Origin of the sequence: Streptomyces sp. NPDC088730, from assembly GCF_044751215.1 — a bacterium.
Taxonomy (GTDB): domain Bacteria; phylum Actinomycetota; class Actinomycetes; order Streptomycetales; family Streptomycetaceae; genus Streptomyces.
In genome coordinates, this window is record NZ_JBIVLK010000018.1 from 110,914 (window position 1) to 127,744 (window position 16,831).

Genomic DNA, 16,831 nt, shown 5'->3' on the forward strand with positions numbered 1-16,831 from the left:
TGGAATGCGCCGCGTACACACCGTCGAGGAACTCATGACCGACTACCTGGCTGCCGTAATGGCGATGCTCGGCCCGGCCCGGAACCGCCATGCGGACCCGGCTGCCTGGGACCGTCTCCACGCAGAACTCGGCCTGCGGCTTCCGCCCGACTACCGGGTCCTTGTGGACGCGTTCGCCCCCGTCCAGATCAACGGGCACCTGTACCTCTCCCACCCCGCGACCGAGTGGTGGAACCTGGGCCAAGACATCCGCAGCAAGGTAAGGGCGTGGTCCGAGGTGCCTTGGGACGACCTCGATCTCGACGCGGACGAGGACCCCCGTCAGCTCTTCGGCCTCGACGGGCTGAGCTTCGGCACCCACACCGGGCTGTGGCCGATCGCGAGCACCGACCGAGGAGAGAGCATCTTCCTGCTCGCTGCCCCCGATACTCCGAGACTGGTGGTGAACTTTGACGAAACCTGGGCAGAGCACCGTATGAGCTTCGCGGAATGGCTCTACCGCTACCTCATCGGCGAAGACATGTGCGGACCCAACAGCGCAGCCTTTTACCCCGGACCCGTGGAGTTGCGTCGCCTTCCGATGTCCGCTGACGAACGCCCGGAACCTTGGTACGGCCCAGACCGCGGCATGTGAGAGGCCAACGCTCTTCACAGCGGCAAGCGGCCCGGTCGGCACGGTCACTGCCGGTGGGGCTGCGGTGGCCGTCCCGGGCGACCTGGCCGGTGGAGTGGACAGGTCGGCGGGCGGTGGTGACGACGAGTTGGCTGACGCAGCCGGGTGCGGCGTGCGGGCCGGGCGGGCCGGTGCGCTGGGCCGTCACCAACGGCTCAGTTCCGGTGCGTGGTGGTGAGGGCGGCGGTGAGGCTGTCGGTGAGGGCGGTGTCGTCGTGCTCTGTGCTTGCCCAGGCGATATGGCCGTCGGGGCGGACCAGGACAGCGCGGATGCCGGTGAACTCGGCCGGTGGCTGGTACGGAGTGGCGGTGTGGATGTGCAGTCCTCGGCGCGCGTACCCGGCGAGGCGGCCGTTGCCGGTGAGGTCCAGCAGGAGGTGGCGGTCGACGCGCAGCAGCGCGAACAGGCCGGTGTCGCCGAGGGTGAGGTCGGGGGCGCGGGTGCCGGTCAGCGGGTGGTCGCCGGGGGTGGTGGAGGGGTAGGTGACGTCGAGGGAGCTGACCTGGGCGGCCAGGCGGTCGTTGAGGTCGGGCAGAGTGGTGATCAGACGGGCGAGCAGGCCGCGCAGGCCGAGTCCTTCAGGGGTGAAGGCGGTCATGAGGGCGACTTGGGCGCGGCTGGTGGCGGTGAGGTCGGCGCCGACGGGGTGGCGTTCGGCGTGGTAGGTGTCCAGCAGGCCTGCGGGCGCCCAGCCGTTGAGGGTAGCGGCGAGCTTCCAGGCGAGGTTGGCAGCGTCCTGGATGCCGACGTTCATGCCGACACCGCCGGCGGGGAAGTGCTGGTGGGCCGCGTCTCCGGCGAGGAAGACGCGGCCCTTGCGGTACTGGTCGGCGAGGCGGGTGGCGTTGCCGTACCGGGAGAGCCACGCCGGGTCGCGTAGGCCGAAGTCGGTGCCGGCCATGGCGACCACGTTTTCGCGCAGTTCGTCCAGAGTGAGGTCGCCGGGCCAGGCGGCGGTGAGGTCGCGGGGGGTGATGCCGACCAGGCGGTGGAGGCCGCCGGGCATGGGGACGGCCATGAGGGCGCCTGCGGGGCCGAAGTAGCTGTAGCCCGGGGTGGGCGGATTGTCCAGGACCACGTCGCCGAGCCAGCCGAGCACGGTGGAGGGGGTGCCGGGATAGTCGATGCCGGCCGCGGTGCGTACGGTGCTGCGGGCGCCGTCGCACCCGACCAGGTAGGCCGTTTGGAGGGTGGCGGGGCCGTGCGGTCCGGTGGTGTGCACGGCGATGTGGTCGGGGTGCTCGGTGAACTCGGTGACCTTATGTCCGCGCAGGATGCGCGCGCCCAGGTCAAGGGCCTGGCCCTCCAGCAGTGCCTCGGTGCGCTCCTGGGGCAGGGCCAAGGTGTGGGGAAAGGGGCTGGGCAGGCGGCGGAAGTCCAGGCGTGAGTCGAGGGCGCCGAAGTGGCCTCCGGGCAGCGGTATGCCCTCGCTCACGAAGGGCTGGTGCGCGCCGCGGGAGGCGAAGGTCTCGATGGTGCGGGGGTGCACGGTCAGTGCGCGGGAACGGAAGTCGCGTTCGGAGCGGGGCTCGATCAAGGCGACGGTGATGCCGGCACGGCGCAGTTCGCCGGCGAGCCACAGGCCCACGGGTCCGGCACCTGCGACGACAACCTGATAGTTCATGATCTTTCTCTTTCTCGACACAGGGTCTTGGTCGGTGACCAATGTTTTGAGTGGAGTAAACTAGGTCAGTGACCAAGAAGCAAGCCGGAGGAGACACCGCGGGCCGACTCACCCGCGCCGCCGTGATCGACGCCGCCCTCCGGGTGCTGGACGAGCGCGGCCTGGACGGACTCTCTACCCGGGCGGTCGCCGACCGCCTTGAGGTGCGGATGAACACCGTGCTGTGGCACGTGAAGACGAAGGCGCGAATGCTGGAACTGATGGCCGACGCCGTCCTCGCCGGTATCCGCTACGACAACCTGCCCGACTCCCCCCTGGCACGCGCCCGTGAACTGGTCGGCCGATACCGGCACGCGTTGCTCGCCCACCGCGATGGCGCCGCCTTGGTCACCGGCACCTATCCGGCCGAAACGAACACGCTGCGCTTCGCCGACCGCCTCGTCGACGCATTCCTGGAAGCCGGTGCCGATGAGCGGCAGGCAGCGTGGACGGCCTGGACGGTCAACTACTTCACCCTCGGCCTGACCCAGGAGGAGCAGGCCGAGGGCGATGAGGACGACGCAAGGCTCGACCACGCCCTCGAACGCGACGCACACCCGGCGCTGCAGCGCGTCCTGCCTTATCTCCGGCAGAACTTCGACGAGCGCTTCGCCTTCGGCCTGGAGGCGGTTCTCTCCCGCATCCCCGACTGACAGCGCGCCCTCCGCAAGCCATCCAGACGCCGACGTGCCGGGCGACCACCACTCCCGGTCAGGGCACCTGGACCTCGGCCATGGCGCCTGGGGAAGGCGTGAGCGGCGCAGAGGCGTCCGGAGTCGGCCAGGGAAGACCCCACCCGGAGCAAACGGGTCGTTAATGGTTCTGCGGAGCATCCGGGCGATTGTCGGGCGGGTACCGGGGAAACAGCCAGATGACACGAGCGGTTGAGGCCACCGGTAGCGGTCGGCGAGAGTGAGGAGACGTGTCTGTGAGCAGTGTGTGGATGTACGGGCAGGACAGTGGCTACGCGTCCCGGCAGTCCTTGGTGGGATTCACCGTCGAGGCCACTGACGGAGACATCGGGCACGTGGACCGCCAGCAGGACCAGCCCGGCATGCAGCACCTCGTCGTCGACACCGGCGTGTGGAAGTTCGGCAGGAGCGTGCTGATTCCGGCCGGTGCCGTCACCGCCATCGACACCCAGACGCAGAGGGTGAAGGTCGCACCGTCCCGGGAGGAGATCAAAGCGGCTCCGCGCTTCGCTACTGACAGCGAGACAGCCGACCGCGCCTACCTCTCCGAGGTCGGCGACTACTACCTTTCGCGGCTCGGACGTGCGTGACCGCGTAATCGGGCACGCGGCGGTGGTCGAGGCTCGCCTCCGGAGGGCGGCGGCCTGCCCGCCCTGACCCCTCCGGGACGCGTGCTCGTCGGCTCTGTCCGGCTGCTGGGCCCCGCGCACCGACGCCGACACCGCTGAGCCGCACCACCGGACCCGTGCGCCGGAGCCCGCCCCGCACCGTACGCCGCCGCGGGGCGGGCTCTCCTGTGGTCTGGGTCTTACCGGACCGTGTGGGTGCTGGTGCGCGTGGTAGGCCTCGCTGTTGAGGCGCAGTCGCGCGGGTGACCGGTGGTTCCCGCCGGGTGCTCTCTGAGCTGCTTGACCGGGCCACCGGGCCCCTCATATGCGCGCGCCCGGCCCCTTTTTGGCGCCGGGGCCGTGTACGCCATCCGCACCGGAGCGTTCAGGCCGCCCGAACCTGCTCATGGCCTGCGGACGAGGTGACTTCCACCCCTGTACCGTGGGATTCTTTTCTTTAGCAGATTTCTTCACTGCTCATGGACAGCTTCTGGGAATGACGCCATGGCGCGGTATCAGCCCAACAAGCATTTGAGCGCGCTGCTCGCCGAGTCCGGCTGGAGTGCGGCCGATCTGGCCCGTGCGGTCAACTTGCTTGCCGGGAAACAGAGTTTGACGTTCCGTTACGACCGCACGTCGGTCGCTCATTGGCTTTCCGGTTCCCGGCCGCGCTCTCCGGTTCCGGACCTGGTGGCGGCAGCGTTCAGCAACCGGACCGGCCGCCCGGTCACCACCGGGGAGACCGGGCTGGAGACACCGGCCGCTGTCCCCTTCATGCGTATCGAACCGGGCGATGCCGACGCCGTCCTGCGTCTCGTGGCTCTGCTGCGGGCCGATGTCGATCCGGCTCATCGCGCGGGGCTCGCAGCCACCGCCTATCAACAGGTGGCTGTTCCGCAACCGATCTGGAGACCGGCCTCGTTCGCGGTGCCGGCGGCCCGCCGCCCCGGTCGGATCACCGAGCGGGCCGAGGTGCGGACGCTGGAGGAGATGTCCGTATTGTTTGCCGGCCTGGCCGACCGGCACGGCGGGGTGCATGCCCGCTCCGCACTTGCCCTGTACCTCGCGGACGACGTCGGCCGGGTGCTGTCCCGGCAGGCCCCGCCGGCGCTACGCCGCCAACTGCACTCAGGGACGGCGCAACTCGTCCACGTGCTGGCCGTCATGACAGCGGACGCCGGATACGCGAGCCTGTCCCAGCACTACTTCCACGCCGCCCTCAGTCTGGCCCATGACGCGGGCGACCGACGCGTCTACTCGATCACCCTGCGCGCGATGAGCGTCCAGGCCCTGCGCCTCGGATTCGGGCGGCAGGGCCTGCTTCTCGCGGAGGCGGCGATCCATACCGCAGGGCCGGACGTGGAGCCGTCCACCCAGGCATTCCTTCTCAACCAGCGCGCTCTGGCCCGGGCCCACCACCGACAGGACCGGGCGGCCCGGGACGATCTCGACGCGGCGCAGGCACAGCACGCCCTGGCCACAGGCCCGCCAGGCCCCTTCACCACATACGCGCCGGCAGGACTCCACTACCAGGCCGCACGGACCCTCCTCGTTCTCGGCCGGACGCAGGAGGCGATTCACGGCTGGGAGATATCCCTGCGCGAACGCACCCCGGATCAGCGAAGAACCTCCGCGCTCACACTGGCAGCTCTCGCGGACACGGAACTCGGCATCGGCCACCTGGAGGCGGCCTGCCAGCACTGGAGCACCTTCCTGGACCTGTACCCGTACCTGCAGTCGGTCAGGGCCCGCCAGGCCCTCGTCTCCCTGCGCCGGGGTCTGCGGGTCCACCATCGTCAGCCCGAGGCCGCCGCCGTCCTGGAGCGCGCCCGCGCGGCGCTCCTGGTCTCTTCCTCCCGGCCCCCGCGCTGATAGCCGGCCGAACCCTGAACGCACGTGCCACGCGATCGCGCCGCAGCCGGCACCTGCCGCCCGCCGGTTCCCCGCCCAGCTCCGGGGAAAGCGGCGAATACGACTGGCACCATCATGCTTTCAACTCGCCGTGAGCGACAGGGCGACCGGCATGTTCCGGACTGTCCCCCCACACGGCCTCCGGAACCGGAGCGTCTCCGACACCCCGCTCCGCGGCCCGGAACCCGCCCCGCGCGGACAGCCCGATGTCCGGCATCTTCCCGACGAGACGACGAGACGACGAGACGACGAGACGACGAGACGACGAGGCAGCGGCAACGGACCGTCCAAGGCTCTGCACCTCAGCCCGGCCCAGCGATTGTCGCCGCCTCGTTCCCTTGTCTTCACGAGATCACAGGAGCTCGGACGCCGTCGACCGGGACGTGTGGCACGGTACGGGCGCCCGGCCCGCTGTCCGTATCACCTCTTCACCCTGCTGGGGCCTCCTCTCCGGGGCCGTTTCGCCCGAAGAACGAGTCCGGACCGAGGTGGTCGCCGGATCGGGCAGCTGAGGGCGCCGCTCCATCACCGCACGAGTCCGGCGACACCTCTGACGCGTGAACCGGCCGAGACACGGCCGAGGGCGCCTCCTCCTCCGCTGGCGCGGCCGAGGAAGGCACCTGAGGGAGCCATGCGGGCCCGAGGGCAGCAAACGCTTGGGGATCATCCATGAGTGACTGAATATGCTGCTGGCAAGAGCCGTCACCTCATTCGCCTGCCGACCCGATCGGTGATTCACCGGAGAAACCGTTCCGCTTGGGCCACTCGCACTCAGGCACACACCACAGCGGCACCCCTGCGCACGGCACCTGCACCTCGCCCCACCAGCGGGCTCGCACAGACCGGCCGGTGGTCCCCTTCGCACGTATCGAACCGACTGACACCCACGCTGTCCTGCGTCTCATGCCTCTCATGCGGGCCGAAGCCGATCCCGCTCAGCGCCCGACGCTCGCAGCCACCGCCTGTCAGCAGCCGGCTGAGCCGCCACCGGTCCGGAGGCCCGCATCGTGGTTCCGACGACCCGCGCCCAGGCCGGATCACCGACCGGGCCGAGGCTCCGACGCCGGAGGAGATGCCCGGGGTGCCGGCGTAAGCACGGCGTGGACGGGCCGACGACGGACGCCGCCCCCGGTGCCGGCGGGCACAGAGCGACCGACGTCCGGTCCCTCGCAAGGGCGCAAGCGTCCTACACGTGCACGGATCGGGCCTCGTGCACCGCTTTCGCGGACGGCCGCGCGGCTACGAGGACGGGCACAGGCGAACAGGGACCGCGGGTGGTTCGCGGGGACACGGTCCGGCACCCGCCCGCCGGGCCTGCCGAGGCGGGCCGCACAGGGGCTCCGCAGAGCCCCGCGCCCCACGCTCCCGGGCAGGGCCGGGAGCCTGCGGGTTCGTTCCCCAACCGCGTGCGGGTCCGCCGGGACTCGGACCTGGACGGAATGCCCGCGCTCGGTGCCCGCTGATTCGAAAGCACTCATCAAGAGGTAGCTGTGGAATCCCAATTCGACACCACGGTGTCGGCCCACGGCTGAACACCCCGCAGCCCCAGCTTCACCAGCGACACCGCTGCCTGGGCCAGACCCTCGAAGCGGCAGGGAAACAGACCGGACCCCCGAGCCCGCAAAGACACCCAAGACCGCTCCGGAAACCCGCTCGCCCCCCTCGCCCCGCCCGTCAGCGGCACTGCCCCATCGTCAGCCAATCCCCGCGGCAGGAGGAGGACAACGCCGCACACCGCCGCGTCCGAGCCCGCGTCGAGCAGACCTTCGCGTTCAAAGCCGGGGGTGGGACGCCGGGGTGTCAGTGTCTGCGGTAGGCAGCGGCCGATGCCCTTCATCCCAGTGGTTCGACCAGGAGCACAGCCCGCAGGCGTACCGGCCATCCAACCCGTGGACTTCGGCGTCGCAGCCGCGGCACCGGGTGGTGGTGATCTCGGGCGCGTACGCGGGAGCAGGGGAGTTGGAGGACCAGCCGCACTGGTTGGTACACGTCCAGGACCCGTCGGGTCCCTGTGTGGCTGCTGCGCCGCAGTTTCCGCATTGCACGGGTGACCTCCCCTGTGGGCTTGCCTCGCCGACGGAGGTGGCGGCGACACCGGGTCCAGTCTGGCAGGGCGTGGTGGGGGTGGGCGGGGTTTCGGTCCAGGGCGTCTGCGGGAACGGCTCGGGCGACCAGCTGCTCGGCGAGGCGCTGGGCGACGTGGTCGAGATAGCGCGCGGATCCGATGCTGCTGCTGTACAGCGAACCGTAGCCACGGCGCTGCCGGTTCGTGAGCTCACTGCGCGGCCGGGGAACGGTCACGGTGGCCGTTCCCCGCACGTAGACGGATCGCCGTATGCCGCCGAGCGGCTGGCAGCAGTCGACGAGCTGGCGGGCTGGGTGGCGGGCGTGCGCCACTGCCGAAGAGGATGGGGACCGAGCCCAGGATGTGCGACAGCGGCTGCTCCCCGTTGCCCGTGGCCGGGGCAGAGTTCCCTTCGTCGGCCGCTGGCGTCTTGGTCCAGATCCAGGCCGGCCTCGGCCATCTTCTGGCTGCATGTCTGCCCGTCGGCGTGGGCGGCGGGTGCGAGGGCGACGAAGCCGGCCAGGGAAGGCAGCGCCGGGCCGTGCGTCCAACCCTCCCCTCATACCTCCGAATACCGGGGCGATTCGGATAGAACCACAGACCACGCGATCGGGCGGCGCGGGCGGCGCGAACCTCCGTGAGTGCGTGTTGCTCGACACGCAGGGGTGAACGAGGGGGCTGAAAGGGTGGCGGTCCCTGTGGTCGGCAGGAGCAGGCGCAAGGGTGGGGTGTGGGACGAGTCTCTGTCCCGTTTCCCGCTAGTGAAGGACTTCCTCATGGCCCCCGGACTTCCGCCGATCGGTGCTGAAATCCCTTGCAGTTCACTCGCCATCAACACCTCGTTGAAGGTCGGGAACGAGGTGCTGAACATTGACCCGCGCGGAGGCTTCAAGCACCGCGTCGACGTCAACCCGGACGACCCGCAGAACAGCGTGGTCCTGCGGCTGATCGGCTTCCAGTACACGGCGGACATTCCCAGCGAGCAGGGAGGGGGCACCGTGACGTTCGAACAGCGCGAGGTCGACGACGCTCCGAAGGCCCGCTTGACGCTGGTGCAGCAGTTCCCGCCCAAGTACGACTGCTCCTTGGACCTGGACTGTTCCGTGACGATCGAACGGCCGGGCAGCGAGCCGCTCGTGGTGGTCCCGAAGGACGGACCGCCGATGCTGATCGCGAAGCTCACCCAGTACCCCCCGAGGGGTGACCTGTTCCAGCTTCAGCACCCGGTCGATTTCGTCGACCCGGACAAGCCCGACGACATCGCCGTCGTGCTCCAGAAGCTCCCGGCGAAGGTCGGCGGCCTGTAGCCCTAAGACCCCCGCATCACCCCGAACTCCGGACTCCTGTCCGTACGGTTCCGCAACAACCGTGAACAGGGTGAAAGACACCATGAATTTCAGCGTGTAATTGCTCCTTTATCGAAACGGCCTTGGACTTGAATTTCCCAGGGCCGTTTCGTGTTTTGGGCGTGGGTAGGTTTTTTTTGGGTGTTTCGAGTGTTTGGGGCGAAACGGCGGACAGGTCGTTGGCGGACACCGGACGGGTCACCTGCCACGCCCGGGTCCCGCGCGGGGGTTTCGGCGTGATGAAAGGACAGGTCGGGCGCGTGGCTGCCCTGCGTGTGCACTGGTCGGGGCGTGTTGCCTCCCGCGCCTACGGCCCGTCGGGGCGGTTGATGGACGGCGGGACAGGGGCGCTTTCGGGTTGGTTCCGCCGGTGCTTGGTGCGGGTCAGCAGGAGGTGGAGGACCTTGCGGGCGTCGGCGCGGCGGATGGGGTCGGGGGACAGGACGGCGACGGTGGTGGCCAGGAGCGGGCCGAGTACGCCGAGTACGAGGCCGGCGAACGGCAGGATCAGGATCGTCACGAGGGGCGCCTTCCAGAGGTGCGGATCGGGCTGACGCGACTCATTGAGGCAGCTCTGGTGCGTTCGGTGGGGGTAGTAGAAGGTCAGCGAACGCACCGAATGCCGGGCGCCGCAAAAGGGCGGGCAGCACGCTGGCGGGGAACGGTCGGGTGACGTGCCGCTCAGGCGCAGCCCTTCCTTCCGTGGGGTGTTCTGTTGTGTCCGCGGATGATCTGGAAGGTGGCCGCCCGGTCGGAGTGATCTGCCCGGGCTGTCAGACACCAACCGACTCCGCGGAGGCCGAAGTGAACGGGGCGGGTGTTCACCGGTTCATCATCACGGCCGCGATCCGGCTGAATCCGCGGGCCCAGGGTGCGCGTGCATCGCGCGTACGAGGGCGGGGACCGTTACCCGTGACCGCCACGGCACCGTCATGGCACCGTCACCCGGGCGGTGGTGACCGTCACCCGGCAGGCCGGGGTGGCGGTGCGGTGGCGGTGGTTGGGCGGTGCCGGTGACGGTGGCCGGTGTGAAGGATCGCGCGGCTGCGCCGGGGCGTGCCTGCCCGGCTGCGCCCGGGGTCCGGACGTCTGCCAACCAGCTCAAGAACTCCCGGGCGGTCGCAACCCGATATGACGGGCGGGCCTACGTGTTCCAAGGGACCGTCACCGCTGCGGCGGTGACGGTTATGGCTCCGTGTGTGAGGTCTGCCGGTCCGGTCGGTTGAACGGGCACATGGCTGGTGCGGAGGACGTGGCCCGAGGTGGTTCGGTGGTGCTCGTTCCCGTCATGATCCCTCGATCGGGCCATCTTCTGCAGGTTTCGGTTCCTGCCGCCCTGCCGGCCTGTGGTGGATTGAGGCCCGGACCGACCCGGACACGCTGAACGACGCGAACATCTACCACCTGCGTGACGCCGAGTTCTGGCGTGGTGAGTGGGCCGATCCGCTGGCGCCGGGACAGAGCGCGGCTGACTCCGTTGTGGCTGAGCGGGTGGAAGCCAAGCGCAGGGCGGGGATCAAGCCCAAGGGCGGTCGGAAGAGCGCGGCCAAGAAGAAGAACGCGGAGGGGGGTGGCGTCATGGGTGACGCCACCTCGAAAGAGGGGGGTGGCGTCACCCATGACGCCCAATGTCTATAGCCCTGTCCAGAGCCCCTCTCAAGAATCCGTAACCGACCTCCGTCCGTCCGTCCGTGCGGGTACAGAACCGCGCGACGCGCAAGCCGACGGACGGACGGACGGGGCGGCGGCGACATCGAGGACCAGGAGCAGGGGCCTGTACCGGGAGGGGACAGGCCGGCAGCGGCTGACGCCGCGCCGGAAGAAGGCGCAGCAGCAGGAGCGGGGGGTGCTGCTCCGGCTGGTGAGGTGCGGGTCGATTCGTCTCCGGGTGTCGATCTCCTGCTTTCGATCGGAGCGTGGCAGCCGGAGTTCCTGCTGACGGGTCAGACGCTGCGTGATCAGGGCCTCATGGTGTCGGGGCTGATGTCGGCGGGTTGGCGGCGTGAGCACCTGCGACAGGTCATCGCGGGGCGCCCGCTGCCGGACCAGCTGCATCGGACGGTCGGCGCGATCGTGTCGGGGCGGCTGAAAGCTGCGGCGGCTATGCCGGTGCCGAGCCCGAATGCGGGGGGACCGATGGACGGGTTGGTCCCGCATCAGTCCCCGGCTCCGGACCGGGCAGCGTCGGGGGATCAGCCGCGGTGGGAGAGCGCGCCGACGCCGACCCCTGACCGGTGGGAGGACGTCCAGGAGCACCAGCAGCAGCTGCGGCACGGTGTGGAGCGTGAGCGAGGATGCGAGGGCGACGACGGTCTGTGCGACCGCCTGGCCGTAGTCGGTGAGACCCAGTGCGCCGAGCATCTGGGGTGGCCGTTGTGCCCCGGCCACGACGGGTCCTCCTGCGCCCGCCGTACCCGCGACGGGGGACAGTGCGCCACCTGCCAGGGGCAGGAGCACTACGCCCGCATGGCCGACGCGCTGCCCGAGCCGGAGAGCGACAACGGCCGGTGCCCTGGATACAACGCTCCCTGCGGCCGGGGTATCACGATCGTGGGCCTGTGCCCCCGCTGCCGCATCGCCTCCCAGCACGACCGCGACCGGATCGAGAAGGAGTGGCGGGAAGCAGCGGCGGCCGCCGTAGCGGCCGCCGAGGCGGAAGAGGCCGCCCAAGGCGTCCCAGTGCCGTTCTGAGCGATCATCAGCCGTCCCGGGCCTCATGTCCGGGGCGGCTCGCGTTCGGCGCTCAGATCGGCGTGTGGGGTGTGACGGCTCGACCGCACGCTGGCTCGGCGGTGTGATGCGCATCACGCCGTGAAACATCGGCACCCAACCCCCACATAACTAAGCCAACAAGCGGCTTGCGCAGCTTGCTCATACCTGTGTTCAGCGCCCCGTTCAAGACCTGCCCGGATCGTAAAAGTCCAGGTCAAGTATTGAATGGGGCGTTTTTCGCGGTCACGGTGAGCAGCAGTTGCGGACCTTGGGTCCGGCCGTATCAAAGTGCTCACCGCAGCGCCGCGCAGAGACGCCGGGCATGAGGCGCTGCTGTCTCCGTATCCATCCCGAACCGCAAGGGGCGTGCAGCACCCGCTGCTCGCCCGTCATTCAGCATCGAGCTCAGGGGGAAGACCATGACCACGAACACGACCGTTCCGCAGCCGCCCGTTCCGTCCACCGCGCCCGTCCCGGCTCCGACGCCTGTTCCGCCTCCGGCGCCTGCTACCGCTCCGTGGGTGGTGGCGGTCCTGGCGGCCATCGGCACGATGCTGCTCATGCTGCTGTGTGCCGGCGTTGCCGTCATTGCCTGGCTGCGCCCCGGTGCTGCTACCCCGATCTCGGTGATGGCGACCGTGATGGGGTCTGTGGGCACGGTGGCGGCCCCGCTCATCTCCCTGGCCCTGATGGGCCGTCGGCGGTGAGACCGGACCGGTGGGGCCCGTACGGTCTCGTCCATGAGCACGATCCGTCGCCCTCTCGGCACCGGTCCGGCCACCCCTGTGGCGCCCCGCGAGGGGGTGGAGCAGCCGCGGTTACTGGCCGCTGAACGCATCGGCCCCGGAGCACGCCTGACGGCCCGTGGCGACGAAGCACCCGAGCCGCGGCGCCGGCGGAAGCTCGGAACGGGAGCCCCCGGGGCCCGAGGCGCGCGTGCGCCGCGCGGGTGCGAGGCCCCGCCACCATGACCGCCGGATGACCGTCCGGGCACCGCCACCCGGGCCGGCCGACACCTTCGCCCCGGCGCCGCCCGCTCCGGTGGGCACGACGCGGTGCTCCTGGCCGTGGTCCCCGCCGGGAACCCGGAGCGGAAGCGGCCCCGGCGGCCCCGCGCCGTCGTGGATGAGGCCCACCGTCCTCGTCGCCGTCTTGGTGCTGCTGCTCGCGGGCGCTCCTGCGGCCGCCGGACCCGCGGCGCTGAGTTGCTGTTTCAGGTGCTGGCCGAACGCGAGGAGAAGGACAGCGTCGCCATCGCGTCGAACGAGTCGTTTTTCGGGTGGGCGAAGACGTTCACCGGCCTGCGGTTCTGCGCGGCGATCGTCGACCGGCTCACCTTCAATGGCCCGATCATTTAGACCGGCACCGGGTCCTACCGCCTCGCCCACGCCAAGGCTCTGGCCGAGCAGACCGCCGCCGGCTATGGACCGGAGCCGGTTCCCTGTGCGGTACTTGCGCCGCGCAGGGGCATCTCATGCGCCGGTTGCTCCGTCGATCTGCTCGCGAATGAGATCAGCATGACCGTTGTGACGTGCGTATTCCTCGATCATGTGCACCATGATCCAGCGCAGGGAGACCCCCTGATCGCCCATAAAACCCGCTTCGTGTTCGGACAGATGGCCGGAATCGTCCAGCGATGCGTCGGCGATCACCTCACGGCCTCGGGCGACCTCGGCTTGCCAGGCAGCCGTCGCCTCATCGAGCCCTCGGTCCGGCCGGAGCGCATAGCCGTCGACGTTGTTTTCCCCGAAGACTGGCGGCACTTCCTGACTTGCGAATACACGCTGGAACCAGTTGCGTTCCACCTCAGCCATGTGTTGAACGAGACCGAGCAGCGTCATCGATGAGGGTGACGCTGCGGCAAGCCGTAATTGATCATCCTTGAGGCCCGAACACTTCAAGGCAAGAGTTGCACGGTGAAAGTCCAGCCATGCCTCCAGCATGGCGCGCTCGTCAGCATGCGCGGGTGGGATAGGCCGTCCGTCCGGTGTCGTATTCATCGGCAAACCATGGCAGCAACAGCCCTGGTCCACGACCGCTTTCGCTGGCGACGGGCAACAGGAGCACGATGCCGACCGCGGCGGTCGCGGGGCGGAGCTCCATCGGGGAGGGCGGTCATGCGGGTGGTCCAGGGCGAAGGCTGTGACGGTCGTGGTCGTGGGTGCGGCGTAGGAGTTGGTGTTCGCGGTGGTTGGTCCACCAGGTGAGGCGGTCGGGGGAGTCCTGGGGGAACAGGGTCTGGAGGGAGGTTGCTGCCAGGACGAGGACCAGGCAGATCATGACGCCCCACCAGGGGGCGCCGGCCGTTGCTGTGGCCAGGGTGCTGACCGCGGAGACCGATGAGGGTATCAGGTTCGGGGAGACAGCCATTGTTGGACCTCGCTTGCTCCTGTACGCGTTCGCCCTGTGCGTTCGCTGGTAGCAGCCTTGGGCGGGGGTGTGCGTTGCGGGAGTGGGAACGGTTTGTTCCCGGTAATCGTCAATTTCCTGGGTGGCTGTGTGTCCGGGTGCCTCTGCGGGTGACGGGGAACAGTTACTGGTAGTGGGCCGCGCTGTGTGGTGGGGTCCTGGGGGACGGGGAACCGGATGGATGATTCCAGAGCCGAGGACGTGCCCTCGGTGCTCTACGCGGTGGCGCTGCGGGAGGTGGTCTCCGCTTTCACTGCCGGGGGCGGTACGCAGAAGGCGATCGCTCTGGCCGTGCATGTCTCTCCGGCCGCGCTCTCCCGTTACCTCAGCGGGGAACGGGTCGCTCCGCTCGGATTCCTGGAGGGTCTGCGGTCCTTCCTCGCCGGGCAGAGTCATTCACTGGATGTGGAGACGTACGAGCGGCTGGAGGATCTGTGCGCCAGGGCGCATTCCGCCAGTGGTTCCCCGGCCGTCCGGCTCACGCAGGTCAGAAGTGAACTCGAACGCCTCCAGGAGAAGCAGGGCCGGGCGCAGCAGGTCGCCGAGGCGCGACTGGCCGGCCTTGAGGAACAGATCGGCCGTCTCGCCCGCGAGCTGGAAGAGGCACTGGACCGGGTCGAAACGCAGGACAACAGCCTGCGCCATGCCCAGGACTACAGTCATCAGATCGAGGCGGAACTGGCCGAGCAGCGGGAGCAGACCCGCTTGCTGCAGCAGGAGGTCAACGTCCTGCGCGAGCAGAACCTGCTGCTTGTCGAGGAGCAGGCACGGGCGGTTCCCGGGGCGTCAACGCAGGACATCAGCGTGCAGGCCGCCCCCGTCCACTTGGAACGGGGCACCCCGGACCCGTTCGCCGCTCTCCCGTTCACCCGCAGGGCCGACCCTCCGAGTGCTCGGGAACGGGTCGCCCACGAGCCTGCGTACGAGTGGCGGGCTTCTCCTCGGTTGGATCCGGTCTCTGTCCCCGAACCAGCCACGACCGAGGAGAAGCCTGCGGGCTGGCGCAGCTTCTTCATCGTTGCCGCGATGACGTACATGAGCCCGGTGCTGTGGCTGATGTTCCTCGACGCGCTGGCCGCCGACCCCGGCCCCAGCATCGCCATCATGTTCCTCGCTGCCGGGGCCAGCCTGATGGGGCCGTACATCGGCCTGGGGGTGTTGACGGGGCTGTGCGGACTGGACGAGTGGCATCTGGTCGGGCTCTGCAAGGCGCTCGTCGCAGCACAGATCGGCACGTTCATCGCATGGTGCACCCTGCCCGTGGGGCCTGTCTTCGGAGCCCTGGGCGTAAGCGCGTTCGCAGATTGGCTCGCCACCTCGGTGCTGATGTAGCGGCCACCGAGAAAGCGCATGATGACCCCTCGGCCGCCCTGGGCCACGACCAGCTCCCCTCCTGACCCCCGGCCCCATACGGGATGCGCACGGCCCCGTAGCCATCCCGTACGGGGCCCGATCCCTCATACAACAGACAGGGCCCGTCCCGGCGGCTGGGAGGCGTTCCGCGGCGGGGCCGGGGCGCGGCGCCGACAACCCGGGGCCGGGATCGGGGCGGGCGGTGCCGGTGACGGTGGTCGGTGCCTGTGTGTCTGAACCCTTTCGGCCGATGCTGTCGCGGGGGGCCGCTCCCTCTCGGCTTTTTATTCGTTCCGTCTGGTAGGCCGTAACTCATCGGCCTACCAGACCGATCGAAAGGGAGCCCATGAAGCGCTTCATGCAGAACGTCGGACTTTTCACCGCAGTGGCCATGGCCGGCCTCGGTACGGCCGTCCTGCCGGCAGCCACGGCACAGGCCGCAGAGCCGATCTGTCCGCTGGTCGTCGGGGTGTGCACCTGGACGGAGCCGGGCTTCGGCGGCGATATGCGGATTCTCTTCGAGGCCGAGCCCGTGCTGGCACCGCCCATCCGGAGCGCGCAGAACCAGGACGTCCAGACCTGGTGTTTCTACGAGCGGCCGTTCTTCGACAACCGGGGGCAGATGCGCGAAGTCAACCAGGGCGAAACGGTTGACGACTTCGGCTTCGACGCCCATTCCGCCAATCAGGGGCAGTGCAACTACGACGACTGAGACAGGTCTGTCCAGGACCCGCCCTTTCCTGCCGGATCTGCTCTCGGCAGGAAAGGGCGGGTGCCCCTTCTGCGGGCTCGCGTTCGCTATTTCTGGTTGGGCATGGTGGTCAATTCCGGGACCTGCTGTTTCTGGAATTGATGTGGTCTCAGGAACGGCTGCAGGGTGCCTTGTTGCGACCGTCGGAATTCCCCGAATACACCTGATGATGCGGCCCCGGGGTGGTGGCGCAGGATCCCAAATGCTACACAGGCATCGCGATGATGCATCTCTGATACAGGGAAGGCGCCCCGGGTGTTCAGTCGGGCCTGTCCGATGCCCCCGGGGTGATGAAGCGGAACCCGATGGCGCCCCGGCGGCGCCGTGGTTCGTGCTCGGTGCCCGAGTGGCGCAGCCGGGCCCGGACGGAACTGCCGGCACCCGATCGAGCCGACGGCCCGTCACGCTCGTCGTGGGGGAGTGGCCAGGAATCCCAGGCCCTACACAGGCCCGCACCCGGTGCACCATCCTCTCCTAGCCAGTCTGGCATTCGCGCTTGCGCGAATGCTCCCGGGTCCGCGCTTGCGCGGACCCGGCCCGCCCTTCGGGGTCCGCTTGCGGACCCTCGTTGCCGCGCTTGCGCGGCAACCGCCCCCCGCTTGCGGGGGGCCTCCGCTCTGCGGCGGCTTGCCGCCGCAGGACCCGCT

Annotated in this window: 13 protein-coding genes and 2 pseudogenes; 11 read left to right on the forward strand and 4 right to left on the reverse strand. The window is 69.4% G+C overall.

All coding sequences use genetic code 11. The features are described from left to right. The first annotated feature begins 34 nt into the window (after nucleotides 1–34). A complete protein-coding gene (locus ACIP89_RS33645) occupies nucleotides 35–634 on the forward strand; it encodes an SMI1/KNR4 family protein (protein ID WP_402118162.1) in 600 nt (199 codons plus the stop codon). 194 nt (nucleotides 635–828) lie between these two features. Here ACIP89_RS33645 and ACIP89_RS33650 read toward each other — a convergent pair whose 3' ends face one another. Next, nucleotides 829–2,298 carry an FAD-dependent monooxygenase gene (locus ACIP89_RS33650; RefSeq protein ID WP_402118163.1) on the reverse strand — a complete coding sequence of 490 codons (1,470 nt, stop codon included), beginning with the start codon at nucleotides 2,296–2,298 and terminating at the stop codon, nucleotides 829–831. A gap of 68 nt (nucleotides 2,299–2,366) precedes the next feature. On the opposite strand from ACIP89_RS33650, the gene ACIP89_RS33655 reads away from it, so the two are divergent. From ACIP89_RS33655 to ACIP89_RS33670, 4 genes are all read left to right on the forward strand, one after another. Continuing rightward, on the forward strand, nucleotides 2,367–2,990 hold the full coding sequence (locus tag ACIP89_RS33655; RefSeq protein WP_402118165.1) for a TetR/AcrR family transcriptional regulator C-terminal domain-containing protein: 624 nt from the start codon (nucleotides 2,367–2,369) through the stop codon (nucleotides 2,988–2,990). Nucleotides 2,991–3,280: 290 nt separating this feature from the next. Further along, on the forward strand, nucleotides 3,281–3,619 hold the full coding sequence (locus ACIP89_RS33660; protein ID WP_402118179.1) for a PRC-barrel domain containing protein: 339 nt from the start codon (nucleotides 3,281–3,283) through the stop codon (nucleotides 3,617–3,619). Between the two features lie 522 nt (nucleotides 3,620–4,141). Then, nucleotides 4,142–5,509: a hypothetical protein gene (locus tag ACIP89_RS33665; RefSeq protein WP_402118166.1), complete on the forward strand. Its 1,368-nt coding sequence runs from the start codon at nucleotides 4,142–4,144 to the stop codon at nucleotides 5,507–5,509. Nucleotides 5,510–8,389: 2,880 nt separating this feature from the next. Beyond that, entirely contained in the window at nucleotides 8,390–8,920 is a 531-nt protein-coding gene (locus ACIP89_RS33670; protein ID WP_402118168.1) for a hypothetical protein, read from the forward strand. Between the two features lie 346 nt (nucleotides 8,921–9,266). On the opposite strand, the gene ACIP89_RS33675 is transcribed toward ACIP89_RS33670, so the two are convergent. Then, nucleotides 9,267–9,479 carry a hypothetical protein gene (locus ACIP89_RS33675; protein ID WP_402118170.1) on the reverse strand — a complete coding sequence of 71 codons (213 nt, stop codon included), beginning with the start codon at nucleotides 9,477–9,479 and terminating at the stop codon, nucleotides 9,267–9,269. Between the two features lie 574 nt (nucleotides 9,480–10,053). Here ACIP89_RS33675 and ACIP89_RS33680 point away from each other — a divergent pair. The 4 genes and pseudogenes from ACIP89_RS33680 to ACIP89_RS33695 all read left to right on the forward strand — a co-directional run. Further along, nucleotides 10,054–10,162, forward strand: a pseudogene (locus tag ACIP89_RS33680) (IS5/IS1182 family transposase); the annotation flags it as partial. Between the two features lie 933 nt (nucleotides 10,163–11,095). After that, nucleotides 11,096–11,650 carry a hypothetical protein gene (locus ACIP89_RS33685; protein WP_402118171.1) on the forward strand — a complete coding sequence of 185 codons (555 nt, stop codon included), beginning with the start codon at nucleotides 11,096–11,098 and terminating at the stop codon, nucleotides 11,648–11,650. A gap of 440 nt (nucleotides 11,651–12,090) precedes the next feature. Continuing rightward, nucleotides 12,091–12,378, forward strand: coding sequence for a hypothetical protein (locus tag ACIP89_RS33690; RefSeq protein ID WP_402118173.1), 288 nt, complete (start codon nucleotides 12,091–12,093; stop codon nucleotides 12,376–12,378). Between the two features lie 486 nt (nucleotides 12,379–12,864). Beyond that, a pseudogene (locus tag ACIP89_RS33695) lies at nucleotides 12,865–13,089 on the forward strand (ATP-binding protein); the annotation flags it as partial. Nucleotides 13,090–13,143: 54 nt separating this feature from the next. Here the strand turns inward: ACIP89_RS33695 and ACIP89_RS33700 are convergent. Both ACIP89_RS33700 and ACIP89_RS33705 read right to left on the reverse strand, forming a co-directional pair. After that, nucleotides 13,144–13,671 carry a DinB family protein gene (locus ACIP89_RS33700; RefSeq protein ID WP_401934708.1) on the reverse strand — a complete coding sequence of 176 codons (528 nt, stop codon included), beginning with the start codon at nucleotides 13,669–13,671 and terminating at the stop codon, nucleotides 13,144–13,146. Between the two features lie 115 nt (nucleotides 13,672–13,786). After that, complete coding sequence (locus tag ACIP89_RS33705; RefSeq protein ID WP_402118175.1) at nucleotides 13,787–14,041, reverse strand: hypothetical protein; 255 nt, start codon at nucleotides 14,039–14,041, stop codon at nucleotides 13,787–13,789. 216 nt (nucleotides 14,042–14,257) lie between these two features. Here ACIP89_RS33705 and ACIP89_RS33710 point away from each other — a divergent pair, with 216 nt between their 5' ends. Further along, nucleotides 14,258–15,412, forward strand: coding sequence for a hypothetical protein (locus tag ACIP89_RS33710; RefSeq protein ID WP_402118176.1), 1,155 nt, complete (start codon nucleotides 14,258–14,260; stop codon nucleotides 15,410–15,412). A 367-nt stretch (nucleotides 15,413–15,779) separates the two neighbouring features. Then, a complete protein-coding gene (locus tag ACIP89_RS33715; RefSeq protein ID WP_401934716.1) occupies nucleotides 15,780–16,145 on the forward strand; it encodes a hypothetical protein in 366 nt (121 codons plus the stop codon). The last annotated feature ends 686 nt before the right edge of the window (nucleotides 16,146–16,831 follow it).

Excerpts from the sequence above, each read along its gene's own strand:
- ACIP89_RS33645 (WP_402118162.1), top strand. The coding sequence starts at position 35 with ATGACCGACTACCTGGCTGCCGTAATGGCGATGCTCGGCCCGGCCCGG.
- ACIP89_RS33650 (WP_402118163.1), bottom strand. The coding sequence starts at position 2,298 with ATGAACTATCAGGTTGTCGTCGCAGGTGCCGGACCCGTGGGCCTGTGG.
- ACIP89_RS33660 (WP_402118179.1), top strand. The coding sequence starts at position 3,281 with ATGTACGGGCAGGACAGTGGCTACGCGTCCCGGCAGTCCTTGGTGGGA.
- ACIP89_RS33665 (WP_402118166.1), top strand. The coding sequence starts at position 4,142 with ATGGCGCGGTATCAGCCCAACAAGCATTTGAGCGCGCTGCTCGCCGAG.
- ACIP89_RS33670 (WP_402118168.1), top strand. The coding sequence starts at position 8,390 with ATGGCCCCCGGACTTCCGCCGATCGGTGCTGAAATCCCTTGCAGTTCA.
- ACIP89_RS33685 (WP_402118171.1), top strand. The coding sequence starts at position 11,096 with ATGGACGGGTTGGTCCCGCATCAGTCCCCGGCTCCGGACCGGGCAGCG.
- ACIP89_RS33690 (WP_402118173.1), top strand. The coding sequence starts at position 12,091 with ATGACCACGAACACGACCGTTCCGCAGCCGCCCGTTCCGTCCACCGCG.
- ACIP89_RS33700 (WP_401934708.1), bottom strand. The coding sequence starts at position 13,671 with ATGAATACGACACCGGACGGACGGCCTATCCCACCCGCGCATGCTGAC.
- ACIP89_RS33705 (WP_402118175.1), bottom strand. The coding sequence starts at position 14,041 with ATGGCTGTCTCCCCGAACCTGATACCCTCATCGGTCTCCGCGGTCAGC.
- ACIP89_RS33710 (WP_402118176.1), top strand. The coding sequence starts at position 14,258 with ATGGATGATTCCAGAGCCGAGGACGTGCCCTCGGTGCTCTACGCGGTG.
- ACIP89_RS33715 (WP_401934716.1), top strand. The coding sequence starts at position 15,780 with ATGAAGCGCTTCATGCAGAACGTCGGACTTTTCACCGCAGTGGCCATG.